Source organism: Burkholderia sp. MBR-1 (assembly GCF_013822785.1).
Classification (GTDB): Bacteria; Pseudomonadota; Gammaproteobacteria; order Burkholderiales; family Burkholderiaceae; genus Burkholderia; species Burkholderia vietnamiensis.
In genome coordinates this window covers 931,099-953,046 of the sequence record NZ_CP053610.1, presented here as the reverse complement: position 1 = coordinate 953,046, position 21,948 = coordinate 931,099, and the positions used below count along the sequence as shown (strand labels likewise).

The window sequence follows — 21,948 nt, the reverse complement described above, 5'->3', positions numbered from 1 at the left end:
GCGGGTAGCCATGGACCATGCCGCCCGTGTCGAGCCGCGTGCGACGCGGTGTCAGCGCGCCTGCGCGGCGCCGAGCCCGAGAAACGGAAACGGCCTGGCCGGACGGAACGCGGCGGAAACCTCCCCACTGAACGTATTGCGCTGCTCTTTGCCGAGGTCGAGGCGCTTGACCGGCGCACCGGCGGCGAAGTCGACTTTCTTGAGATCGATCCAGAAGGTGTTCGGCGTCAGCGCCGATTCGAAGAAATAGAGCATGCGCTTGTGGTCGGCAACGGTGCGCCACCGCGTCGACGAGATGTTCGGCTCGTCCGGTGTCGTGATGCCGTACGGGACCGACACGTTGCGGATCACGCTGAACACGCTCGCGAGTGCGATGCCCGGATCTTCGCTCTTGGGTATCGCGTCGATGTAAAACGACGCGCGCGCAAACCGGTCGGCCGCGCGATTGGTCCCCGGTAACCAGACCGTGCCGCCGATCTGCTTCCAGTAGGCGTTCAGCGCGAGCTGCGCATCGAACGTCGGCGAGTTCGTCATGACCTGATACTGCCGGCCGTGATGGATGACCTGCCGGCCGTCGATGTACTCGACGATCGCGCTGTCGCCGGTGGCGTCCGACATCGACAGGTGCAGGGTGGCGAGCCGCTGTTCTCCAGGGACGTTGTCGGTGACGATCGTGAACGGCTCCTTCTCGAGCGCGCTGACCGCTTCGGCAACGGTCGCGAAGTTGTCGAGCACGTACTGCGCCCATGCCGCAATGGTCAGGCCCGGTTTGGAATTCCGGTCGAACGCCGGGTATTTCGATTCGACGAGCCAGAGCAACTCGGCCGCGAGCCCCTTCTCGTTCATCCCGTCGGTGGTCGACACGTCGTAGCCCGTCGCGACGACGCTGCCGTATCGGGCCACCCATTTCAGCGAGTTCGGCCCGGCCTCGCCGCTGCGCTCGATGCCGCGCGGCAGGATGTAGAGGTTCGTGGCGATGTCCTGTTTCCAGTCCATCGAGCGGGCCGTGATGACGTCGTCGTCCGCACCCAGATACACGACCCGCGTGCAGGCGGGCGATGAAACGGGCGTGGCGGCGAACGTCGCGGCGGCGGCGATGCAGGGCAAGACCGAACGAAGCGGGCGGCGCATGGTGGCTCCTGTTGTGGTTATGAGACCCGGGAAGCTCGACGCCCGGTGCGTGCCGCTCGGATTCGGCGCGCATCGGGTGGCACGAGTGTAATCGATGCGATGTGGTCGCGCGGCCGATGCGAGCGCAGCGCGCGCGGGATCGCGAGTCGCCGCGGTTGCGTCGCGCGTTCGGCCCGGGCCCGCACGCCGCTGCCACCGAAAAGCGAGGCGCGTACCCCGCGTCACCACGCGGCCGACGCCTGTCGGGCAACGCGCAAGCACGCGTCTCGCCCGCCGGTCTCACCGAAAGAGCTTGACGTATCGCTCACTACCGCGTAGTGTCTGAGGCCGAAGTCTTCAAGAAGTCCGATTGCTCATCATTGGCCGCGCGATGTCGTGCGGTGCACGTTGGTCTCTCCCTCTTTGATTCTTTCTGTGCCCGTCACGGGCGCATGTCTTTTCATTTGTGTTAAGGAAGTATTTGTGGATACCGGTACCGTCAAGTGGTTCAACGAAACCAAAGGCTTTGGTTTCATCTCCCCGGATAACGGCGGCGACGATCTGTTCGCCCATTTCTCGGAAATTCGCGGCACGGGCTTCAAGACCCTCGCCGAAGGCCAGAAGGTCAGCTACGAAGTGAAGCGCGGCCCGAAGGGTCTGCAAGCATCGAGCATCACGCCGCAGTAAGCCGTGTCGGCAGCGGTCGCCCCCAGGGCGGCCGCCGCGCCACGGATCGCGCACGGACGCCGGCTCGCGCCGGCGTGCTGCGCATTCGACGCACACGACCGATGCATCGCGAAATCGCGCGATGCATCGGTCGTGTGCTTCCTTCATCCTTCGCATGTCGATACGACGTGCGATCCAATGCCCTCGCGATGCGTTCGCCGCGTCGCGAGCGGCCGTGCTGCAACCCGAGTAGACCGTCGCCACGCTGCACGCGGCGCGGTCCCGACTTCGCGCGGTGCTGCTCGCATCACCGCCATCGACCGCCCGATCATCGCATCGCACCGGGCTCTGCTTGCAGGACGGGCGCGTCGCCCGTCCGAACGACTGGAATCCCGGCATCCGCCGGCTGCCGTCCCGTTACCGGGTACGGCGCCGACGAACGCGCAGCCGTCGCGGTCATTCACCTTGTCTGGAGGAATTGGTTTGGCAAAAGAAGAACTGCTGGAACTCGACGGGATCGTCGACGAAGTGCTGCCGGACAGCAAATACCGTGTGACGCTCGAAAACGGCGTCGTGGTCGGCGCATACGCGTCGGGGCGCATGCGCAAGAATCACATCCGCATTCTCGCCGGCGACCGTGTCACGCTGGAACTGTCGGTGTACGACCTGACGAAGGGGCGCATCAACTTCCGTCACAAGGACGCGAATTCGCCGCGTCCGCCGCGCGCCGGTCAAGCGCGCCGCTAAGTCGTAACGGTCGGGCGCGCCACGCTGCTCCGACCGCAATTACGTCCGGTCGCGACTAGCGGCCGGGCCACCGGGCCGCAGGCGGGCAGCGGGACGAGCCGCGCGATTCGCGTCGTGCACCCGATCGAATGCCCGCGTGTGGCCGTATGTGGGCCGTAGTGGGCCGCAGGTCGCGCGCTGCTCCGCGCGCGGACGTCGCCCCGTACACTCATCGGCATGCGCGGTCGCGCTGCAGGCCATAGCGGTGCCGCGACCCTCCGTAACGCGCTCCACGGCATCACGCCGCCCGCTCCACACCCCGCACAGCAATTGCCGACCCGGCCGCGCCCGCAAGCTGCACCGCGGCGCCGACCAGCATCGCCACGCGCAAGCCCGCGATGCCGCCATGCGCCACCGCGAACAGCGTGCCGAGCACCGCGATCCCGAGCGTCGCGCCGGTCATCCGCGCGACGTTGACGAGCGCACTCGCGGTGCCCGAGCGCGCCGCGTCCACCGCACCCACGGCGACGGTCATCAGCGGGCCTGTCGCGATCCCCATCCCGAGCCCTGTCAGCGCGAGGCCGATTTCGGCGCCGAGCAGCTGCGGCGACGCGGCCGACGCGCCGATCGCCGCGAGCGCGCATGCGATCACCGCGACGCCGCCTGCCGTCGTCGTCCGTGTGCCGATGCGTTCCGACAAGCGCCCCGAGCACGGCGACACGGCGACGAACACCAGCGCCATCGGCAGCAGCGCGAGACCGGCCCCGGTCGAATCGAGGCGGCCGGTGCTCTGCCACATCAACGGCAGCAGAAACAGCACGCCGTACATGCCGAACGTCATCCCGGTGGTCGCGGCGATCGCGCCGCGAAACGCACCGGCGCGGAACAGGTCGAGCGGCACCAGCGCGGCGTCGCGGTGGCGCCGTTCGATCGCGACGAAGCCGATGAACGACGCGATCGCGACACAGCCCGCGATCGTGCTGCCGATCCGCGCATCGCGAAACACGATCGCCGCATACGCGAGCGAGCCCAGCGCGAGCGCACCCGTCACTTGCGCGCCGCCGTCGAAGTGCCGGCCGCGCGAATCCGACGACTCGGGCACGGCGCGAATCGCGAGCAGAATCGCCGCGACGCTCAGCGGCACGACCACGAAGAAGATGCTGCGCCATCCGAAATGTCGGATCAGCACGCCGCCGAGGGTCGGGCCGATCGCCATCGCCACGCCGTTGCAGGCGGCCCATACGCCCAGCGCGCGGCCGCGCTCCACCGGATCGCGCCACACGACGCGAACGATCGCGAGCGACGCCGGCAGCAGCAGCGCCGCGCCCACGCCGGCCAGCGCACGCGCGGCGATCAGCACCGCGACCGACGGTGCGAGCGCGCACAACAGCGACGCGACGCTAAACACCGCCGCGCCCGCCATGAAGATCCGCCGCCGACCGTAAAGGTCGGCCAGCAGCCCGCCGCTCAACAGCAGTACCGCGTAGGTGAGGTTGTAGCTGTCGACGACCCATTGCAGCGCGCCGACGCCCGCGTGGAAATACGCGCCGATCGCGCGCGTCGCGAGATTGACGACGGCCGTATCGACCTGCGCGACCAGCACGGCGATGCACAGGGTCACGAGCGTCACGCCGCGGCGCGTGGCAACGCGGCCGGCAGAAGCGGTGCGTTTTCCGGTATCGGGCATGGGGCCTTCCTCGACGGGAAATCACGTGAGCTTAGCGACCGCCTGCTGCCAGCATGGTGTCAGCAGGCCGGTGCGGAGCGCGTGAAAACGGTGTGCACGCGCGGGCAAACCGCGTGCCCGCCGCACGTCGCTGCATGGCAGCATTGCGCGCCAAGGAAACGGTGCATCGACTTCGATTTCCACGGCTGCCGGCAATGCTGCGAGAGGGCGTCGCGCCACGCGTCCATTACCGTTGCCGAGTTGTCGCGCGTTTGAGCGAAGGCCGTCTCGGGGTATATGCCGATGGCGAACGGCCGCGGGGCACGCGGATCGAGACGTTCGTCTCCGATCGATTGCCAGCCGCGACGCCGCTGTCATAAGATCGTCGTCAGATCAGCCACCGCCTCCGGCGCCGAATGAAAACGACCTTACGTCTGCGCGTCGCCGTCATCGCTTCGGCCTTCGCCGTTTATCACGTGTTCATGCACGTTCAGTGGATCGTCAGCGGTTGCATCGAATTTCTTGGCAGCCGCCGTTGCAGCTTCGAGAACGACTCGAACTTCGAACGGATGATGAACGTCGACCTGCTGCTGACCTGCGCATGGACCGCCGGCGCGGCGATGGCGTGGTTCGCCGTTGCACGCGCGCGGAGGAAAGCCGGTTAACCGGCGCGTCCTCCGGCCGCTCACTGCGGGTGCGCCGAGACCGGCCGGTCGTGCAGAATCGCGAGCGACAGCGCGGCGAGCGCGCAGCTCGAGATCAGCATCAGCAACACGCCTTTGCCCGCGTGAACCATCACCCAGCCGCCGATCGACGGAAAGCCGAACGTGCCGACGAAGTACGCGACGACGAACCACGTCAGCACGCCGTGCTGTTGCTCGGCCGCGCATCCTTCCAGCGCCTGCGCCTGAATCACCGGATACGCAAGGCCATATCCCGCGCCGAGCAGCCCCGCGGCGAGCGACTGTAGCGACGGGTGAGCGGATGCGCCGAACATCGCGAGCGCACCGAGCAGCATCATCGCGAGGAGGCTTTTCGTCGCGGTGTCGGCGTTTGCGTGACGAGCCCAACGCCCGAGCAACCAGCGCGCGGTCAACACCGCCATCGTATAAACGCTGAAGAATGTGCCGGCGCGCGCGTGCGGGTCCGGCATCAGCGACATCTGGAACGTCATCAGGCCGGCGAACACGCAGGTGCCGAGCGCGATCATCGCGATCGGCGCGGCAGCGCGCGTGCGCGATATCGCACGAAGTTCGCGTACCCAACGGCCGCCGCATACGGCGGCGGGCGGCCGAGGATGCAGGCGTCCGAATGCTTCGAGCATCAGCGCGCCGAGCACGCACAGCGCCCCCACCGCATAGAGCGTGTCGTCGATCGACCAGTGGAGTGCGCGCATTGCATATGCCGCGAAAGCCGGCGCTGCGCCGACGCCGGTCATCTGGAACGTCGCCGACCGAAAGAACCATTCGGTTCGGGCCGCGCCGGCGATCCGCTCGACCAGCATCATCGGTGCGGCGAGGTGAAACGCGCCCCAGCCGAAGCCGACCAGGAACCCGGACGGAAGATCGATGTACGGCGCACGCCCGACCAGCGCGAAGCCCGCGACGCCCGCGCCGATGCACAGCGCGCACAGCGCGGCGAGCCGCGCGGCGCCGAGCAGGCGCGCACACCAGCCGACTACCGCGAGGCCGGCGAAGGTGCCGACGGTCGCGGCGGCGAGCGCCGCGCCGGTGTCGAGATCGCTGCCGCCCATCTCGTGAAACCGCATCGACAGCAGGAAGGTCGCTCCGTAGCCGCCCGCGGTGAGCAGGGTGCCGATGGGAAACAGCAACGCACTTTGCAAGCGCATGACGGCATCCTGGACGGCGACGGTCGGACGATCGTCGACAGCGTGACAGTATGAACCGGGAACGCCGCGCGGTGCCCGCATTCGCGACGTTGCAGCCGGGCGTCGGCATTCGTCGGACATGGCGCGCAGGTATCCGAGGCGCATCCGGGCACGTATGTGTCGCGCTGCGCGTCCGTCGTCGGGCCGGTGCTGCGGTGCGGCTCGCGCGTCCTTTGCTTTCGCCTATCCGGTGCACTAGATTCGAAGCATCACGTACCGTCGACCGCGCGAGGTGAGCCATGACGCCGTGGGAGATTCGGGGAACCGAGCTGATGAACTGCAATTGTTCATACGGTTGTCCCTGCCAGTTCAATTCGCTGCCGACCCATGGCCGCTGCGAAGCGATGGGTGCGATTGCGATCGACAGCGGTTACTACGGCGACGTGGTGCTCGACGGCGTGCGCATCGCGGTCGTATTTCAGTGGCCGGGGCCGATTCACGAAGGGCGCGGCCGCTGCCAGCCGATCGTCGACGCGCGTGCGAGCCCCGCACAGTGCGACGCCGTGCTGAAGATCATGACCGGTCAGGATACCGATCCGTTCGCGACGATGTTCGCGGTGTTCGCGGCAACGCTCGAGCAGGCGTTCGAGCCGATCTTCGCGAAGATCGATTTCGACGTCGACGTCGATGCGCGCCGTGGGCGCATCAGTGTCGAAGGCGTGTTCGACGTGGTCGGCGAACCGATCCGCAATCCGGTGACGGGCGCCGAGCACCGCGCACGGATCGATCTGCCGCACGGCTTCGAATACGAACTGGCCGAAATCGGCTCGGGCACCGGCCGCTCGCACGGGCACATCGCGCTGGACCTCGAGCGCAGCTATGCGCAGTTCGCGCGGCTGCATCTGAACAACCACGGGGTGGTCCGGCATCGCGCCAGCGCATGATCCCGGTCGACGAGCTATTCGGGCGCGAGCGCGTGGTCACGCTGCTCGGCATGGCCGCGCTCGTCGCCGCCTGCTGGGGCTATCTGTGGACCGGCGCGGGGACCGGCATGTCGGCGCTCGACATGACGGCGGTCGCATTGTTTCCGCATCGACTGGCCGGCGGCATCGGCCGCATGGATCCGTCGGCGGCGACCGTGATCCTGATGTGGTGGGTGATGATGATCGCGATGATGACGCCCGGCGCCGTGCCGCTCGTGCTGCTGTACCGGCGCGTGCTGCGGCAAAGCGGCGGGCGGCGGGACGGCTCGGCGTGGTCGTCCGCGTGCCTGTTGGCCGGCTATCTCGCCGCGTGGTTCGCGTTCTCGGTCGCAGCGGCGACGCTGCAGATGCTGTTGCAGCCGGCCGGGTTGATCTCCGGCCTGATGCTGTGGTCGAAGAGCGCCGCGCTCTCGGCGATCGTGCTGGCGCTGGCCGGCGCGTATCAGTTCTCGCCGCTCAAGCGTGCGTGCTTGCGGCAATGCCGCTCGCCCGTACGCTTTCTTGCGACGCACTGGCGGCCGGGGATGTGGGGCGTGTTCGTGCTCGGCCTGCGTCACGGCGCGTATTGCGTCGGCTGTTGCTGGATGTTGATGGCGCTGCTGTTCGTCGGCGGCGTGATGAACGTCGTGTGGATCGTCACGCTGTCGCTCGTCGTGCTCGTCGAAAAGGTGCTGCCCGGCGGCGAGCGCGCCGGCCGCGCGCTCGGGGCGGTGTTGATCGGGTGGGCGATCGCGACGCTGCTGGTGTGATGCGCGCGGCGGGCGTTGGCGACGCGCTACGCGCGTTGCGATGAAACGCCGATGCGCGGGCGGCCGCTGTGGGCGCGATGCCTTCCGCATCTCGCATCTAGTGTCGTGAGTTAGAAATTCGTTGAACAAATTGCTGCCTGTAGTACCGTGTAGTGAATGCCACGGACACGAAGAGGCGGCAATGAGCGGAAGACCCAAGGCGGACCTCGTGTTGAGCGAAGCGGAACGCGAGCAGCTCACGGCTCTGACGATGCGCCGCAAGACGGCGCAAGCGTTGACGTTGCGCACGCGGATCGTGCTGACCTGCGCCGAGGGCATCGACAACAAGACGGTCGCGGCGAAACTGCGGGTCACCCAGCAAACTGTGTCGAAGTGGCGTGGGCGCTACGTGATGCATCGGCTGGACGGTCTGCTCGACGCGCCCCGTCCGGGTGCACCCCGATCGATCGACGACGCACGGGTCGATGCCGTTATCGCCAAGACGTTGGAGTCCATACCCAAAGGAGCGACGCACTGGAGTACGCGCACGATGGCACGGGAGAGATGAGTCTTTCGCAGACTGCGGTGTCGCGAATCTGGCGAGCCTTCGGGCTGCAGCCGCATCGGCAGGAAACCTTCAAACTCTCGAGCGATCCATTGTTCGTCGACAAGGTTCGCGACATCGTCGGCCTGTACCTCGATCCGCCACTCAAGGCGATGGTGCTGTGTGTCGACGAGAAGAGCCAGATCCAGGCGTTGGACCGTACGCAGCCCATACTGCCGTTCGCGCCTGGCATCCCCGAGCGTCGTACTCACGACTACATGCGCCACGGCACCACCACCTTGTTTGCCGCGCTGGACATTGGCACCGGTGAAGTCATCGGTGAATTGCACCGTCGCCATCGCAGTAGTGAATTCCTGCAGTTCCTGCGTACGATCGATGCCAACGTGCCCGCTGATCTGGAGGTGCATCTGGTGATGGATAACTACGGTACGCATAAGACGCCTTCGATTAAAAACTGGTTCGCTCGACATCCGCGTTTCCAGGTTCACTTCACGCCGACGTCTGCATCGTGGCTCAATCAGGTGGAACGTTGGTTTGCCACGCTGACCGAGAAGTACATTCGACGTGGCACGCATCGTTCGACACGGCAACTTGAAGAGGCAATCCGGCATTACCTCGACGTCTATAACGCGAATCCTCGGCCGTTCGCCTGGAGCAAGTCGGCCGATGAAATTCTCGCGAGCCTCGAACGGTTCTGCGCACGGGTCTGAACGATATTGGAATGGACGCCATGAACATCGACACCGCTGCGATCGACGACGCCGTCCTCGCGCTCCTCTACTTGACCTTGCATGACCACAACCGCGCCTGGAAGAGCTTCAATTGGGATGCGCTCAACCGACTCTATGAGTGCGGCCTCATCGGCGATCCGGTCAACAAGGCGAAATCCGTGATCCTCACTGACGACGGTTTGCGCGAATCCGAACGTCTCTTCAAGCAGCACTTCGTCACTGCAGGCAGCAAAACCGATTAATTAAGCGAATTTGCAACTCACGACACTAGTTTGCCTTCATGCCGAAGCCGGACGCAGCGACTGCAGCACGCAACTTGGCCATCGCGTTCGAGCATTACAACGAGAAGCATCCCCATAGCGCGCTGGAGTACCGCTCGCCTCGCGAGTTCCGGCGCTCAATGGATTCAGCAACCTTAGTGTGACGCTGTGTCCGGGATTACAGGGTCAACGCCATTGACATCAAGGAGGGCACGCTCAAGACGATGATGTCGAAGACTCGTGCCGAACGTAAGATTCAGCTCGTCAAGTGTCCGTGCTGTCAATTGACGGTTCCGGAGTCGCGGATCGTGGAGCAATCCCGCGATGCGATTTCCGTGCGCGCCGACGATGCAAACGAAATCGCCGTGTAGATTCTTCGTCAATGCTGGCGGGCTCCGCGTGTTTCCCGTTTTTCCCGGTCGGTTACTGAAAGAATCGCATACCTCAAGCCGTTGCCAGATTGGCCGCTTACTGCTGTGTCGAGGCAGCACTCACGCCTTTGGATGGCGGCGAACGGTGGGGATGTCGCTGTGGGGCGTCGCGTCCGGCGCGTTGCCGCTGTCCGTCAGCGTGTGGATTCCGCGCGGCACGGCGGATCTGCCCGAGGCCGGCTCGGCGATGTTTGTCTGCATCACTCTGGTCGCAATCGCGGTGGGGTCGGCTGTGGGCGGCGCGATTGTTGACCGCGCGGGCATTCACGCGGACTTCACGCTCGGGCTCGGCCTCGCGGGGTTGGGACTGATCGCGCTGCAACGGCTCGCCGCGATGGAGCGGCCCGCCCCGGCGCCGTTCGACGAGGCGGGCTGCGACGCTTCGCCGGACTTTAAGGGTGGAGCAGATCGCAAGCAATAGCGCCTACGCTGGGCCTCGGCGTACGGGTCCGAAGCTTGCCCGATATCTCAGCCACACAATAGCAACACCCTACAGCGGAGCGAGATAGATGTCGACTGTTTTAGATGGTCGGACTGCCCACAGAACGAAAGCGGTGCTAATCAAAGTGAACCAGCCACCGAAAATCAGAAGACGATGCGAACCAAATGTGTCGACAAGTGGGTTCGTTACAAGAAACGCAATCGGGTTCAAAATCACCGAAATTGAAACACACACAGCAATGACTCTCGAGAGCACCCGCTCAGGAACGTACCTTTGCAAGGCAACGTCAAGCAAAACACCGTACACGGCGGTGCAAAAACCGAACAGCAAACTCGCCACAATGAGGATCGGCACGGGAAATCCAAGCCCCAATGTGAGCATGGGCAAGCAGGTCCCAAGCACGAGAACCTCTGCGACAAAGAGGATGTTTTTCACGCGTACTGCCGCAGCAAACCAAGAGCCAAGCAATGCACCGGCGCCTTCCACGGACACGACGGCGCTCCAAAGTTCAATGCCGTGCAGCCGTGACGACATGAGTTGCGGTCCAATCAAAGCGAAAGGAACCGAAACAAGAGCCTGCAGGAGCGAAATCTGAACCGTCATAGCCACCAACCACTTGCGCGACGCAAATTCGCGGCATCCCGCGGCGATATCTTTGAGCGTACGCCGGTATCCCTTCGTATCACCTAACTCACGACGACTAGGGTTGTGCGTAATGAGTGCGATAAGAAGCGCATTAAGTATGAAGGTCGCTGCATCCATGATGACGACACCGCCCATCGAGATGCGGTTTGAGAGCAGTGCGGCGGCCAACGGCCCGACAATGCCGGAAAAGGAGTCTATGGCGGAAAGCTGTCCATTGGCTAGTGGAAGGTCGTTATCGTCCTCTATTAGTACACGAGTCATGCCACCGAGCGCAGGTCTCCCCAAAGCCTGTCCCAAGCCGGAAACGAACATCATTGCGGAGATCACGGGTACCGCTTGCACGCCTTTGAGCAAAATAATTCCAACCGCTCCGACGCTAAGAAAGCGAATCAAATCAGAAATAATGATTGTGTGCTTTCGGCTTATTGAGTCAGCAGACCAGCCGCCAAATATGCTAAGGAGGGCGGACGGAGCTGTTCGAGCTGCTAATACGGTTGCGAGATTCAGGAGGCCATTTGGTTGCCCAACCATCGCGAAGGTTAGCGCAACCGGCGTCATATAGTTGCCGAACGATGAGAAAAGATATCCCAATAGAAACTTCTGAAAATCCCGATTTTTGAGCATGGCTAATCCCGGAAGATAAGGCAACTATCAATACTACTTCGCGCGCGCACAGACGATCTTCTGCCATGCGCTTCGGGTCGTCTCAAAGACCTCATCATTGTTTGCCTCATCGAAGGATTTGTGGATGAAACCCATTTTCTTTACAAATTCCAGTGACGCATGGTTCCTAGTGTCGATCTCGGCTTGGATGAAAGTAAACGGATAAGTAGCGAATAACTCTGTTATGAGATGGAGGCACGCCTCACTGCCGTAGTGCTGCCGCCAGTATGGTGAACCTATCACATAGCCAATTGAGCAGTAATTATCCTGAATTGTGGCCTGAAAATACCCGATAGGCACCTTGCCATTTTTGATGAACAAAATCCAGTTTAGCCACAACTCGCTCGGATTCCTCGTGTTGCCGCGGACCAACGCTTGATATCGCTCGCGTAGCCTTTCAACCGACTCCGGCTTCTGGTCCGGGATATGCTCGTATATCCGTTGGTCCTGCAATAGAGGGAACATCAACGAGGCATGCTCCTCCTTCAACGGCTTGCAGATCAGGCGGGGCGTAACAATAGCATCGGACATATATGAGGTGGTAAGAATGTGATTGCAGAAGGTTTTTTTCAGCCCGCGACATCGAGCGACGAGGATGATTCGTTTCTTGCTTCCTCAATACCTGGGGCCATAAATTTCAAGATACCTAGATCGAAGCAGTCGCGGACACAATCTCTGTCGATGCGCGATAGTCCGTTGATTTCGCCGAGAAGGCAACAATATTTGGTCGGAGTGAATGCGGCTTCGAGAATCAGAAACACACCAACGGACACTGTCGTGCTTCGTCCTCCGCTGCCAACGATCCAGCCGCGCCCATGTCTTGCCCGTGCAACGATCAAAGATGGCGCAGTATGTACCACCGTGTTGGGATGAATCACCGATAGAGGATCGGGGTGGCGTGCAATTTCGAAACGATCTAGGAGCAAACGATCAACGTCAGGATTTTGACGAAAGAACCCAATTGCGTCGACAGCAGTTTCGATCATCGGCTCGGCCGGACCATTTAACGACGTGTTCAAAATGATGGGGAACCCCGTCACCTCTCCTAGCTCATAGATGATTTGGTACAGTTCTGGGTCGTCTTCTCGCTTCAACGTCTGGACACGTGTCGAACTGAACCGCACCGGGAATCGTGGAGGCCGGTTGGTTTAAGTTAATGCAGGCACTTCAGCAGCATTTCTGAGTTGCCTGTAGTAGTTTGCCTCAGCCTCGGCGGGCGGGATATAGCCGAGCGGTTCCATCAGCCGATGATGGTTGTACCAGGCGACCCATTCCAGCGTTGCCAGTTCGACGGATTCCCTCGTTTTCCAAGGGGCGCGCCGATGAATCAGTTCCGTCTTGTAGAGACCGTTGATCGTTTCAGCCAGCGCGTTATCGTAGCTGTCGCCACGGCTGCCGACGGACGGCTCGATACCCGCCTCGGCCAAACGTTCGCTATACCGAATGCTGACGTATTGAGCCCCCCTATCGGAGTGGTGTATCAAGGTCCCATCGTCGCCCGGTTGGCGCGCGTACAGCGCCTGTTCGAGCGCATCCAGAACGAAGTCCGTGCTCATCGACGAACTGACGCGCCAACCGACGATGCGACGGGCAAACACGTCGATCACGAACGCCACGTACAGCCAACCCTGCCATGTCGAGACATAGGTGAAGTCAGACACCCAGAGCTGATTTGGGCGCTCAGCCTTGAACTGCCGGTTGACCCGGTCCAGCGGGCGCGGGGCGCTCGTATCGGGATTCGTCGTGCGAACTCGCTTGCCGCGAACTGTGCCTCGCAAGCCCTGCAGCTTCATCAGCCGCCCGACCGTGCAGCGTGCGACCACAATGCCCTCCCGGTTCATCTGCTTCCAGACCTTCGGCACACCGTAGACCTGCATGTTGGCCCGCCAGACACGCTTGATCTCGGGTTGCAGGACCTCATCGCGTTTGGCACGAGCGCAGCGTTTGGACGGATCACGAAGCTGCGCAGCATGGCGTCGGTAGCCCGACGGGGCGATCCGCAATACCTTGCAGATCGGCTCGACCCCGAAGGTGTCGCGATGCTGATCAACGAAGGCCTTCAGGACTTGAATCGGCGGTCGAGCTCCGCCTGGGCGAAAAACGCGCTCGCCAGCTTGAGAATCTCGTTGGTACGGCGCAGTTCCTTGACCTCACGCTCCAGGGCCTTGATGCGTTCACGCTCGGCCGTGCTCACGCCATCACGTTCCCCACGATCGATCTCCTCGCGCTTGACCCAATCCAGCAGCGTCTGCGGCGTACAGCCGATCATCGGCGCAATCGATTCGACCGCCGCCCACATCGACGGATGTTCGCTACGCTGCTCACGTACCAGACGCACTGCGCGCTCCCGGACTTCCGGGGAAAACTTGGTTGCCTTCTTGTTCATGGCTCGATTCTCTCAAGAATCCGAGCCTCCACAAAATTCGGTGCGGTTCACGTATGACGTTCTTGCTGTGTCGCAGCGAGTACTTTGCCATCCGCGACGACAGCACACGCCGAATCATGCCCGACATGTATACCAAGTGAGATATTCGCCATTAAAGAACAGCCTGAGGTTGAAATCCAAAAGTCAATATTGTCACTTTTTCGTTTGTATGCAGCGGCTTGCGACCATGCATAACGCCACCCGCGTAGAAAATGACAATTTCGCCCGGCTGCAAATGGACGACTGTCTTTGGTCCATCCGGGGGGAAAAGCACTAGATCAGAACGCCGTTCATGATCAAAATCGTGTTCTAACATCATCAAAATATTTAGCGCGAAAATGTCAGTATCGACGTGAGGGGGAATGCCTTGTCCCTCTTGATCGTAATAGATGAAACTAGCGACCCCCGTCGCGATCGCGGGCCCTACTGCCGCCTCAACCAATTCAACCATTTCCTTTGAGGTGGCAAGCCGGTTCGCGATCTCGCCGTTATAACCAAGTGTGTGATCACGATAGGATGTGGCAGTTGCCCGCAGGCGGCGCGCCTCATGCTGTAAGTTTGAGAGCAATTCGTCTGTCACAAAATCAGGGCGTCCCTTCCAGGCGATCCCATTTTCGGTGACCGGTTTTCCATAAGTATGTAGGCCGACTAGAACCTTGCTTACGATACTATAAGCGTCGTGTTTGTCTAGGGCGCGGTCTTCTATAAAGCCTGGCGAGAGAGTCGTGGCGGCCAGCGACATTAGCAGCTTGTAGCTCATCCTTTCACTTGCCGTCAGGTCCGACGAAAGTCTCTTGAGTTGGTTCAATAGCATGGATTCCATTCCTACCCTCTAATCATTCAATACGAAGCCCAAAGGCTAATATGGTTAATTGCTCGTTTTTTTCTAACGGAGATCGATAGTGGATAAAGCTTTCTCCGTGAAATACGATGATTTCACCCGGTTGTAGAAAATACGAGATCGGCTTGAGATGTTTGTTGAAAATGCAAAGCGCTGACTTACCATATACCCTATCGCGAGGGTATTCATGAGATAGACACAATATCGCATTAACGGGATATTCATAACTGTCGATGTGCGGTGCAATTCCAGATCCCTCCTGTTCGTAATACGCGTAGTTCGCGTATCCAGTTGGCTCGAGAAAAGCGTCATCCATTAGTGCAATAGATCGGAAATTGACGGTCAATGCGAGTTCAAGTGCTCTTGGTCCTCCTTTGATAGATAGCTGGCGTCCCACGACTTCGGCTTTTTCACGACGTCCTCTAGCTTCTTCTCGCAACTGGATCATGACGTCATGCGTGAACTCCGGCAGAAATCCTTTAAATATGACTCCAGTCTCGCTTTTTTTTGCAGCCGGAGATCGAATGGGAGCAAGCAAGTCGTTGAGCCTTAAGAAGAACGGTTCAGAAGCCTCTTTCTTGCATGATCCTGCTGAGGTGAATCGGGCCTTGCAAGCGTTCGATATCAGGATCTTCAAGCACTCTCGTTCGAGCGCAGGGAGGTTAGACAGTGCGCCCACCATCGTTCTGTTCATCGCGCTTCCCGCGGACTATAGGTGGGACCAGCGCATGCGCCATCGCCGGCCCCACGCAAAAATTAACGCAGCTTTTCGGCCAGCATGATCACCTGCTCGCAAACCGCCGGAGCACCGATAACCGACATAGGCTTCAGAAATATAAACTGAGCATCGGGCTTCGGCTCGTGCAGACCGTCGATATCGGCTGCGGCGGCTTGTGCCACTGCCGACAGCAACTCCCGGTCGTCCTCAGACAAATCTTCGCGGAGGGCCTGCAGTTTCTTCGAGAGCGAAGCCATAGCCATGGTCATTTCGGCATCCGAAGTGTTATGGAGATACACCTTGACTTGATTCACGGAAAGTCCTTTGTATAAAAATGAAGTGACTACTGCATGGCCGGCCGAACGACATCGCACTTAGAAGTCGATGTGCATACAACGTTATTCGACAGGATCAAGCTCCCCGGAGAGCTAAGGCAGGGTAATCAACCAAAATATGGTTCGTCAAACTTTTTTTGATAAGAGGAAATATTTGCAACTTGAGGGGATTGCATCGCGTTCGTCCGGCAAGTAACTGATTTTTATGAAGTTTAATTTATCGACTGGAGCATCCCCCCAAAATTATCCGAAAATGAAATATGTTTGTATTTGAAGTGTAATAATGCACATGCGTTTCGCATCATCTTTAGAGGAGTTATTCAAATCGTCTTGCCATCGCGTTCGGCACGCCCACGGGATCGTGAGACTTGGCACCCTTGTTCCGCGCGGGATTGGTCCCACAACGCCCGTTTTTGCCTCCGTATATTGATTCCGGACCGACGAATCGGCCGGTGCACGCCTGCCGGATCGCCGGTGCCGACACATCGCTTGGTCGATGCCAAAGTCGGGCATACCGATTCGGATCGGCCATCATCAGGTACACGAGCGCGGCCGGATTGCTGATGCCGGCAAGCGTGCCCGCCGGAACGAAGGCAACCGTCTTGATGCCGGTCAGCACCGTACCCTTGGCGAAGAGAGTGTGACGCTTCACAAAGCCGGCAACGCCCGAACCGACGCCGCTATTCAGGTAGTTCGCGTCGATCGCCGGGGTGCAGTTGCTGTCCGAGGTATCCGTCGCGCGGGCCTGAACGTCCGACGCGCAGGCGGCAAGCGAGGCTTGCAAGCTCGCCAGATAGTTTCGCTCGCTGGGCCGGTGCCGCGAGTGCGGCGGAGACGGTCGTTCCGGAATTGAGCTGGATGGCTGTATCGGGATTGGCGAGGCTCGTGATTTGCAGGCCGGAACCCGTCGCCGACGGCGTGACGGCGATGGAGTCGATCACCGCATCCACGCCGGTCTGGTTCGGCGTGAAGACCGTGCCGACCGGATCGGGGCTGGTGGCAATGTCGTTGGCGGAGAGGATCGGCGCGATCGCGGCATCGAGCGCGGTCTCCGCTGTGGCAATTGCCGATGGTGTGATGGCGGATGCGTTATTCGCCAGCGTTGCTGGATTACCGGACAGCGTCATCAGCGCGGAAACTGCGGTCGTCAGGGGCGTGACGTTTGCCGTGGCGGGCGCGCCATTGTTCGTACTGGCGCTGGCCACCACCGAATAGAGCATCGACGGCACACCGGACGGTTCAGTCGCGGTAATCAGGAACGGTGCGGTCAGCCCGGTCAGCGAGACATTGTAGGTACCGTTTGCGCCGGAAGTCGCTGCCGCGCTCTTGCCGGCCGAGCTGGATCCGATTTTCATTCTTCTATGGTCCTTGCTGGTTGGGTCGTGTTGCGAAGGTAGCCGTCCGGTCGCGGACGGCTTCCTAGTGTCGTGAGTTGCAAATTCGCTTCATTAATCGGTTTTGCTGCCTGCGGTGACGAAGTGCTGCTTGAAGAGACGTTCGGATTCGCGCAAACCGTCGTCAGTGAGGATCACGGATTTCGCCTTGTTGACTGGATCGCCGATGAGGCCGCACTCATAGAGTCGGTTGAGCGCATCCCAATCGAAGCTCTTCCAGGCGCGGTTGTGGTCATGCAAGGTCAAGTAGAGGAGCGCGAGGACGGCGTCGTCGATCGCAGCGGTGTCGATGTTCATGGCGTCCATTCCAATATCGTTCAGACCCGTGCGCAGAACCGTTCGAGGCTCGCGAGAATTTCATCGGCCGACTTGCTCCAGGCGAACGGCCGAGGATTCGCGTTATAGACGTCGAGGTAATGCCGGATTGCCTCTTCAAGTTGCCGTGTCGAACGATGCGTGCCACGTCGAATGTACTTCTCGGTCAGCGTGGCAAACCAACGTTCCACCTGATTGAGCCACGATGCAGACGTCGGCGTGAAGTGAACCTGGAAACGCGGATGTCGAGCGAACCAGTTTTTAATCGAAGGCGTCTTATGCGTACCGTAGTTATCCATCACCAGATGCACCTCCAGATCAGCGGGCACGTTGGCATCGATCGTACGCAGGAACTGCAGGAATTCACTACTGCGATGGCGACGGTGCAATTCACCGATGACTTCACCGGTGCCAATGTCCAGCGCGGCAAACAAGGTGGTGGTGCCGTGGCGCATGTAGTCGTGAGTACGACGCTCGGGGATGCCAGGCGCGAACGGCAGTATGGGCTGCGTACGGTCCAACGCCTGGATCTGGCTCTTCTCGTCGACACACAGCACCATCGCCTTGAGTGGCGGATCGAGGTACAGGCCGACGATGTCGCGAACCTTGTCGACGAACAATGGATCGCTCGAGAGTTTGAAGGTTTCCTGCCGATGCGGCTGCAGCCCGAAGGCTCGCCAGATTCGCGACACCGCAGTCTGCGAAAGACTCATCTCCCGTGCCATCGTGCGCGTACTCCAGTGCGTCGCTCCTTTGGGTATGGACTCCAACGTCTTGGCGATAACGGCATCGACCCGTGCGTCGTCGATCGATCGGGGTGCACCCGGACGGGGCGCGTCGAGCAGACCGTCCAGCCGATGCATCACGTAGCGCCCACGCCACTTCGACACAGTTTGCTGGGTGACCCGCAGTTTCGCCGCGACCGTCTTGTTGTCGATGCCCTCGGCGCAGGTCAGCACGATCCGCGTGCGCAACGTCAACGCTTGCGCCGTCTTGCGGCGCATCGTCAGAGCCGTGAGCTGCTCGCGTTCCGCTTCGCTCAACACGAGGTCCGCCTTGGGTCTTCCGCTCATTGCCGCCTCTTCGTGTCCGTGGCATTCACTACACGGTACTACAGGCAGCAATTTGTTCAACGAATTTCTAACTCACGACACTAGCATCTCGCACCTCACATCGCGCGACTTGCCCCCACGTTCCCCGACGCCTGCCGAAACCGCTTCACCGCCTCGCCGGAAAATCGCTCGCGACGGCCGGCCGCGCGAGCCCGCGCGCCGGCAACGGCGTCGACATCACGATCGACGTGCGCGTTTCCCCATACAGATTGACGCGCTCGATCAACTGTTCGAGATGCGCCATGCTGACCGCGACGAAGCGCATCACGTACGAGTCGGCGCCGGTCACGTGATGGCACTCGACCACTTCGGGGATCGTCTCCAGCAGCTTCAGGAATTTCGCCTTCGCCGGCTGCGGCACGGTGATGCCGATCAGCGCGCTGACCGGATAGCCGGCGGCGGCCGGATCGATGCGCGCCGTGTAGCCGTCGATCACGCCGGTCGACTCGAGACGCTTCACGCGCTCCGTCACCGCCGGCACGGACAGGTGAACCTGCCGCGCGAGTTCCGTATAGCTGATGCGGCCGTTGGCTTGCAGCAGCGCGATCAGCTTCCAGTCGAGTTCGTCCATCGTGTCGGAGTTTTTAAGGTGAAAGCGCCATTTTTCCTTAAAAACCGGCTTCAGCGGCGATCGGATTTTCCCTACGATGGTTTCTCCAGTCACCACGCATCGCCAGGAGCCGGTCATGCTGTTCATCAAGTCCGTCGTGATCGGGTTGTCGATCGCGCTGCCGGTCGGCCCGATCGGCATGCTGTGCATCCAGCGCAGCCTGAGCCGGGGCTTTCAAGCGGGGTTCGCGACGGGCCTGGGCGCCGCATGCGCCGACGCGCTCTACGGACTGCTCGGCGCGCTCGGTGTGGCCGGCGTCGTCACCGCGTTTCCGATGCTGACCGTCGTGCTGAAGATCGGCGGCGGCGCGTTTCTCATGTGGCTGGCCTGGACCATCGCGCGGCAGGGAGCGCCTGCGCCGGCCGCGCGCGCCGAACTGCCGCGCACGACCGCGCTGCGCGATTTCGTCACGACCTTCGGCCTGACGCTGTCCAACCCGATGACGATCCTGTCGTTCGTCGGAATCTTCGCGGCGCTCGGCCCGCTGGCCGGCGCGCACGACAGCGGAATGCGCGCGACGGTCGCGATGATGGTGGGCGGCGTGTTCGTCGGTTCGGCGGCGTGGTGGCTGTGCCTGAGCGGCACGAGCGCCGCGCTGCGCACCAGGATGCCGCCGGCGCTCATGTACGCACTCGCGCGCGTGTCCGCGGTCGTGATCGCGGGATTTGGCGCGATCCAGCTGATCGCAGGCGTGCGTGGCGTCGCAGGGGCGTGACGCGCATCGCGGCGCGACCGCGTATGCACGAGGACTCGATGCGGCACCGCCCGCGCGGGCCAGTGCCGTACCCGGCGCGATCAGAACGTATAGCTGATCTTGCCGAACGCAGTGCGGCCCAACGTGTTGTAGCCGTAGGCGGTCATGTACTGGCGGTCGAACAGGTTCGACAACGTGGCCGACACCGTCAGATGCGCGTTGACCTTGTACGACGCGCGCAGGTTCACGCTCAGGTACGACGGCAGATAGGTCGTGTTGGCCGGGTCGTCGAACGTCGTGCCGCCGTAGCTAAGCGTGGCGCCGGTACTCAACGCATGCAGGCGCAATTCGTCCCACGTGTGGTCGACGCTCGCGCTGAAGGTCTGGCGCGGCCGGCGGCTCAGCCAGCTTTCGTTGGTCACGTCCTGCGGATTCAGGATGCCCACCGCGATGCTGACCGGCGTCGACCGGCCGATCGTCCCCTTGTACGACAGGTCGATGCCGCGGATATGCGCGCGGCCGATGTTCATCGGCGAGAACGTCGCCGGGTTGTACGCGATCAGGTTGTTGACGCGCGTGTCGTAAATCGCAGCGCTGAACGTGCCGTATGCCGTATTCGCATCGAGCGCCGCCTCGACCGAATCGCTGCGTTCGGGGTTCAGGTTCGGATTGCCGTAACCGGGGTAGTACAGGTCGTTGAACGACGGCAGGCGGAACGCATTGCCGTACGAGACGCGCGCCGCATACACCGGCGTGATCGCCCACGACAGCGCGACGTTACCCGTGTTCACCGCCTTGCCCATGATGATCTCGTGCCGGCCCGCGACGAACATCGTCACGCTGCCGAGCGTCGCCGACTGATGCAGCGAAAACGCCGAGTCGTTGCGCGTCGGTATGCCGTCCGGCAGGTCGGCAGGCAGGAACGCCTGCTCGCGCGTGAAGTCGTAGGCCAGCTTCGTCTCGCCCGACAGCGGCAGCCCGAACAGCCGGAAGCCGTGCTCCTGATGCGTGAGCGACGTCGACACGCTGATGCGCTGCGAATCGATCTGGTCGGTCGGGATGGTCGGATCGTTCGCATACAGGAACTGCCGGTCGCTCGCATAACCGAACGACTGCGCGAACTGCGTGTCGCGCGTGATGTCGAGATGGAACGCGACGCCGGTCGTCAGCTGATGGTCGAGTTGGCGATTCGCGAAGCCTGCGTTGTCGTAGGACAGGTCGGAGCGGTGATACAGCGCGAACGTCGAGACCGACCAGTTGCCGCGTGCATAGCCGAGACGCGCATCGAGATCCTGCGCGTGATACGGATTGCGTCCGGCCTCGTGGTACGGCAGCACTGGCTGCGTGGCGTCGATGCCGGCGGTGTTGTAGTCGTGCAGGCCGAGCGAGTAGGTGAGGCCGCCGAGCGCGGCGAGCGGGCCGGTGGACGGCACGGTGCCGGACGTGCGCAGCTGCGTATCGAAGGTCTTGTTCGAGCCGCCGCCGAACGACACGCTCGTCTGGTTCGGCTGACCCGCGGCGCGGCGCGTGAACAGCTGCACGACGCCGCCCATCGCGTTCGCGCCGAACGACGCGGCGGCCGGCCCGGAGATCACCTCGACGCGCTCGAACGCTTCGGTCGGCAGGTCAGCCCACGGCGCGATGCCGGTGGTCGGCGAGCCGATCGGGATGCCGTCGATGAACACCGCGACCTGGCTCGCCGACGAGCCGCGGATGCTGACCGACGCGGACGAGCCGGGGCCGCCGTTGGACGACACCGTCACACCGGGCAGCGTCGCGAGCGCCTGCGTGATGCTCGGCTCGCTGGGCGACAGCCGCTCGAGGTCGGCGCGCGTGAGCACCTGCGTCGTCGCATAGCGCTGGTCGAACGACTCGGGCAGGCGCCGCGTGTCGGTCACGGCGATGGTCGGCAGCTCCGTGCCGGCCGCGGGCGGCGACGCTTCGGCAGGCGCCGTGTCGCCGGCCGCGTGCGCGAGCGGGCAGAGCAGCGCCGATGCGGCGGACGTGGCGAGAAGGTGGCGAAGATTCATGATGCGGCGAGCGTGGTCGTGTTGCAGATG

At 62.1% G+C, this 21,948-nt stretch carries 24 protein-coding genes, 2 pseudogenes and 1 other annotated feature; of the genes and pseudogenes, 10 read left to right on the top strand and 16 right to left on the bottom strand.

Annotation, left to right across the window (positions count from 1 at the left end; genetic code table 11):
• Window positions 1-51 precede the first annotated feature (51 nt).
• The gene (locus tag MBR110_RS19040) at window positions 52-1,131 is read right to left on the bottom strand and encodes a linear amide C-N hydrolase (protein WP_059696255.1); all 1,080 of its coding nucleotides are present in this window, start codon (window positions 1,129-1,131) and stop codon (window positions 52-54) included.
• Window positions 1,132-1,593: 462 nt separating this feature from the next.
• Between MBR110_RS19040 and MBR110_RS19035 the strand changes: the two genes are divergently transcribed.
• Together MBR110_RS19035 and infA are read left to right on the top strand one after the other, a co-directional pair.
• Window positions 1,594-1,797 (top strand): cold-shock protein, encoded by a 204-nt coding sequence (locus MBR110_RS19035; RefSeq protein ID WP_011882304.1) that lies wholly within the window; start codon window positions 1,594-1,596, stop codon window positions 1,795-1,797.
• 462 nt (window positions 1,798-2,259) lie between these two features.
• Window positions 2,260-2,523 carry a translation initiation factor IF-1 gene (gene infA / locus MBR110_RS19030; RefSeq protein ID WP_011882303.1) on the top strand — a complete coding sequence of 88 codons (264 nt, stop codon included), beginning with the start codon at window positions 2,260-2,262 and terminating at the stop codon, window positions 2,521-2,523.
• Window positions 2,524-2,800: 277 nt separating this feature from the next.
• Here the strand turns inward: infA and MBR110_RS19025 are convergent, their stop codons facing one another.
• A complete protein-coding gene (locus MBR110_RS19025) occupies window positions 2,801-4,189 on the bottom strand; it encodes an MFS transporter (RefSeq protein ID WP_181709478.1) in 1,389 nt (462 codons plus the stop codon).
• Window positions 4,190-4,584: 395 nt separating this feature from the next.
• Between MBR110_RS19025 and MBR110_RS19020 the strand changes: the two genes are divergently transcribed.
• Window positions 4,585-4,833, top strand: a complete 249-nt coding sequence (locus tag MBR110_RS19020) for a hypothetical protein (RefSeq protein ID WP_014724831.1) — start codon at window positions 4,585-4,587, stop codon at window positions 4,831-4,833.
• Window positions 4,834-4,853: 20 nt separating this feature from the next.
• Here the strand turns inward: MBR110_RS19020 and MBR110_RS19015 are convergent, their stop codons facing one another.
• Window positions 4,854-6,017 carry an MFS transporter gene (locus MBR110_RS19015; RefSeq protein ID WP_181709477.1) on the bottom strand — a complete coding sequence of 388 codons (1,164 nt, stop codon included), beginning with the start codon at window positions 6,015-6,017 and terminating at the stop codon, window positions 4,854-4,856.
• Between the two features lie 278 nt (window positions 6,018-6,295).
• Here MBR110_RS19015 and MBR110_RS19010 point away from each other — a divergent pair, with 278 nt between their 5' ends.
• The 6 genes and pseudogenes from MBR110_RS19010 to MBR110_RS18985 all read left to right on the top strand — a co-directional run bounded on the left by MBR110_RS19010 (window position 6,296) and on the right by MBR110_RS18985 (window position 10,115).
• Window positions 6,296-6,940, top strand: a complete 645-nt coding sequence (locus tag MBR110_RS19010) for a DUF1326 domain-containing protein (protein WP_011882299.1) — start codon at window positions 6,296-6,298, stop codon at window positions 6,938-6,940.
• Window positions 6,937-7,728, top strand: a complete 792-nt coding sequence (locus MBR110_RS19005; RefSeq protein WP_011882298.1) for a DUF2182 domain-containing protein — start codon at window positions 6,937-6,939, stop codon at window positions 7,726-7,728. The genes MBR110_RS19010 and MBR110_RS19005 overlap by 4 nt, the downstream gene beginning before the upstream one ends.
• A gap of 181 nt (window positions 7,729-7,909) precedes the next feature.
• Window positions 7,910-8,982: pseudogene (locus MBR110_RS19000) on the top strand (IS630 family transposase).
• A 20-nt stretch (window positions 8,983-9,002) separates the two neighbouring features.
• Window positions 9,003-9,245, top strand: a complete 243-nt coding sequence (locus MBR110_RS18995; RefSeq protein ID WP_011882296.1) for a DUF6429 family protein — start codon at window positions 9,003-9,005, stop codon at window positions 9,243-9,245.
• Between the two features lie 32 nt (window positions 9,246-9,277).
• A pseudogene (locus MBR110_RS18990) lies at window positions 9,278-9,427 on the top strand (integrase core domain-containing protein); the annotation flags it as partial.
• 352 nt (window positions 9,428-9,779) lie between these two features.
• Complete coding sequence (locus MBR110_RS18985; RefSeq protein ID WP_014724836.1) at window positions 9,780-10,115, top strand: MFS transporter; 336 nt, start codon at window positions 9,780-9,782, stop codon at window positions 10,113-10,115.
• A gap of 69 nt (window positions 10,116-10,184) precedes the next feature.
• Here MBR110_RS18985 and MBR110_RS18980 read toward each other — a convergent pair whose 3' ends face one another.
• The 12 genes from MBR110_RS18980 to MBR110_RS18930 all read right to left on the bottom strand — a co-directional run bounded on the left by MBR110_RS18980 (window position 10,185) and on the right by MBR110_RS18930 (window position 19,155).
• Complete coding sequence (locus MBR110_RS18980; protein ID WP_081064113.1) at window positions 10,185-11,405, bottom strand: MFS transporter; 1,221 nt, start codon at window positions 11,403-11,405, stop codon at window positions 10,185-10,187.
• A 33-nt stretch (window positions 11,406-11,438) separates the two neighbouring features.
• Window positions 11,439-11,975 (bottom strand): GNAT family N-acetyltransferase, encoded by a 537-nt coding sequence (locus MBR110_RS18975; protein ID WP_011882294.1) that lies wholly within the window; start codon window positions 11,973-11,975, stop codon window positions 11,439-11,441.
• 38 nt (window positions 11,976-12,013) lie between these two features.
• On the bottom strand, window positions 12,014-12,568 hold the full coding sequence (locus tag MBR110_RS18970) for a carbamoyltransferase C-terminal domain-containing protein (protein WP_258569987.1): 555 nt from the start codon (window positions 12,566-12,568) through the stop codon (window positions 12,014-12,016).
• 24 nt (window positions 12,569-12,592) lie between these two features.
• A protein-coding gene (locus tag MBR110_RS18965; RefSeq protein WP_105819029.1) for an IS3-like element IS1416 family transposase occupies window positions 12,593-13,830 on the bottom strand; the annotation gives its coding sequence in 2 pieces (ribosomal slippage) (window positions 12,593-13,539 and window positions 13,539-13,830; 1,239 coding nt in all).
• Window positions 13,433-13,549, bottom strand: a sequence feature (AL1L pseudoknot). Its footprint overlaps the gene before it by 117 nt.
• A 151-nt stretch (window positions 13,831-13,981) precedes the next feature.
• Entirely contained in the window at window positions 13,982-14,629 is a 648-nt protein-coding gene (locus MBR110_RS18960) for a DUF386 domain-containing protein (RefSeq protein ID WP_148278585.1), read from the bottom strand.
• A gap of 76 nt (window positions 14,630-14,705) precedes the next feature.
• On the bottom strand, window positions 14,706-15,404 hold the full coding sequence (locus MBR110_RS18955; RefSeq protein ID WP_011882291.1) for a hypothetical protein: 699 nt from the start codon (window positions 15,402-15,404) through the stop codon (window positions 14,706-14,708).
• Between the two features lie 62 nt (window positions 15,405-15,466).
• Entirely contained in the window at window positions 15,467-15,742 is a 276-nt protein-coding gene (locus MBR110_RS18950; protein ID WP_146125945.1) for a hypothetical protein, read from the bottom strand.
• Between the two features lie 337 nt (window positions 15,743-16,079).
• Window positions 16,080-16,382: a hypothetical protein gene (locus tag MBR110_RS32175; RefSeq protein WP_226103202.1), complete on the bottom strand. Its 303-nt coding sequence runs from the start codon at window positions 16,380-16,382 to the stop codon at window positions 16,080-16,082.
• Window positions 16,383-16,443: 61 nt separating this feature from the next.
• Entirely contained in the window at window positions 16,444-17,118 is a 675-nt protein-coding gene (locus MBR110_RS18945) for a hypothetical protein (RefSeq protein ID WP_258569986.1), read from the bottom strand.
• 93 nt (window positions 17,119-17,211) lie between these two features.
• On the bottom strand, window positions 17,212-17,454 hold the full coding sequence (locus tag MBR110_RS18940; protein WP_181709475.1) for a DUF6429 family protein: 243 nt from the start codon (window positions 17,452-17,454) through the stop codon (window positions 17,212-17,214).
• Between the two features lie 20 nt (window positions 17,455-17,474).
• On the bottom strand, window positions 17,475-18,545 hold the full coding sequence (locus MBR110_RS18935) for an IS630 family transposase (protein WP_011882297.1): 1,071 nt from the start codon (window positions 18,543-18,545) through the stop codon (window positions 17,475-17,477).
• A gap of 145 nt (window positions 18,546-18,690) precedes the next feature.
• Entirely contained in the window at window positions 18,691-19,155 is a 465-nt protein-coding gene (locus MBR110_RS18930) for an Lrp/AsnC family transcriptional regulator (protein ID WP_011882286.1), read from the bottom strand.
• Between the two features lie 115 nt (window positions 19,156-19,270).
• On the opposite strand from MBR110_RS18930, the gene MBR110_RS18925 reads away from it, so the two are divergent.
• A complete protein-coding gene (locus MBR110_RS18925) occupies window positions 19,271-19,909 on the top strand; it encodes a LysE family translocator (protein ID WP_011882285.1) in 639 nt (212 codons plus the stop codon).
• Window positions 19,910-19,989: 80 nt separating this feature from the next.
• On the opposite strand, the gene MBR110_RS18920 is transcribed toward MBR110_RS18925, so the two are convergent.
• Window positions 19,990-21,918 (bottom strand): TonB-dependent receptor domain-containing protein, encoded by a 1,929-nt coding sequence (locus tag MBR110_RS18920; protein WP_059991578.1) that lies wholly within the window; start codon window positions 21,916-21,918, stop codon window positions 19,990-19,992.
• Window positions 21,919-21,948: the final 30 nt, after the last annotated feature.

Excerpts from the sequence above, each read along its gene's own strand:
- MBR110_RS19040 (WP_059696255.1), bottom strand. The coding sequence starts at position 1,131 with ATGCGCCGCCCGCTTCGTTCGGTCTTGCCCTGCATCGCCGCCGCCGCG.
- MBR110_RS19025 (WP_181709478.1), bottom strand. The coding sequence starts at position 4,189 with ATGCCCGATACCGGAAAACGCACCGCTTCTGCCGGCCGCGTTGCCACG.
- MBR110_RS19020 (WP_014724831.1), top strand. The coding sequence starts at position 4,585 with ATGAAAACGACCTTACGTCTGCGCGTCGCCGTCATCGCTTCGGCCTTC.
- MBR110_RS19015 (WP_181709477.1), bottom strand. The coding sequence starts at position 6,017 with ATGCGCTTGCAAAGTGCGTTGCTGTTTCCCATCGGCACCCTGCTCACC.
- MBR110_RS19010 (WP_011882299.1), top strand. The coding sequence starts at position 6,296 with ATGACGCCGTGGGAGATTCGGGGAACCGAGCTGATGAACTGCAATTGT.
- MBR110_RS19005 (WP_011882298.1), top strand. The coding sequence starts at position 6,937 with ATGATCCCGGTCGACGAGCTATTCGGGCGCGAGCGCGTGGTCACGCTG.
- MBR110_RS18995 (WP_011882296.1), top strand. The coding sequence starts at position 9,003 with ATGAACATCGACACCGCTGCGATCGACGACGCCGTCCTCGCGCTCCTC.
- MBR110_RS18980 (WP_081064113.1), bottom strand. The coding sequence starts at position 11,405 with ATGCTCAAAAATCGGGATTTTCAGAAGTTTCTATTGGGATATCTTTTC.
- MBR110_RS18975 (WP_011882294.1), bottom strand. The coding sequence starts at position 11,975 with ATGTCCGATGCTATTGTTACGCCCCGCCTGATCTGCAAGCCGTTGAAG.
- MBR110_RS18960 (WP_148278585.1), bottom strand. The coding sequence starts at position 14,629 with ATGAGCTACAAGCTGCTAATGTCGCTGGCCGCCACGACTCTCTCGCCA.
- MBR110_RS18955 (WP_011882291.1), bottom strand. The coding sequence starts at position 15,404 with ATGAACAGAACGATGGTGGGCGCACTGTCTAACCTCCCTGCGCTCGAA.
- MBR110_RS18945 (WP_258569986.1), bottom strand. The coding sequence starts at position 17,118 with ATGAAAATCGGATCCAGCTCGGCCGGCAAGAGCGCGGCAGCGACTTCC.
- MBR110_RS18940 (WP_181709475.1), bottom strand. The coding sequence starts at position 17,454 with ATGAACATCGACACCGCTGCGATCGACGACGCCGTCCTCGCGCTCCTC.
- MBR110_RS18935 (WP_011882297.1), bottom strand. The coding sequence starts at position 18,545 with ATGAGCGGAAGACCCAAGGCGGACCTCGTGTTGAGCGAAGCGGAACGC.
- MBR110_RS18930 (WP_011882286.1), bottom strand. The coding sequence starts at position 19,155 with ATGGACGAACTCGACTGGAAGCTGATCGCGCTGCTGCAAGCCAACGGC.
- MBR110_RS18925 (WP_011882285.1), top strand. The coding sequence starts at position 19,271 with ATGCTGTTCATCAAGTCCGTCGTGATCGGGTTGTCGATCGCGCTGCCG.
- MBR110_RS18920 (WP_059991578.1), bottom strand. The coding sequence starts at position 21,918 with ATGAATCTTCGCCACCTTCTCGCCACGTCCGCCGCATCGGCGCTGCTC.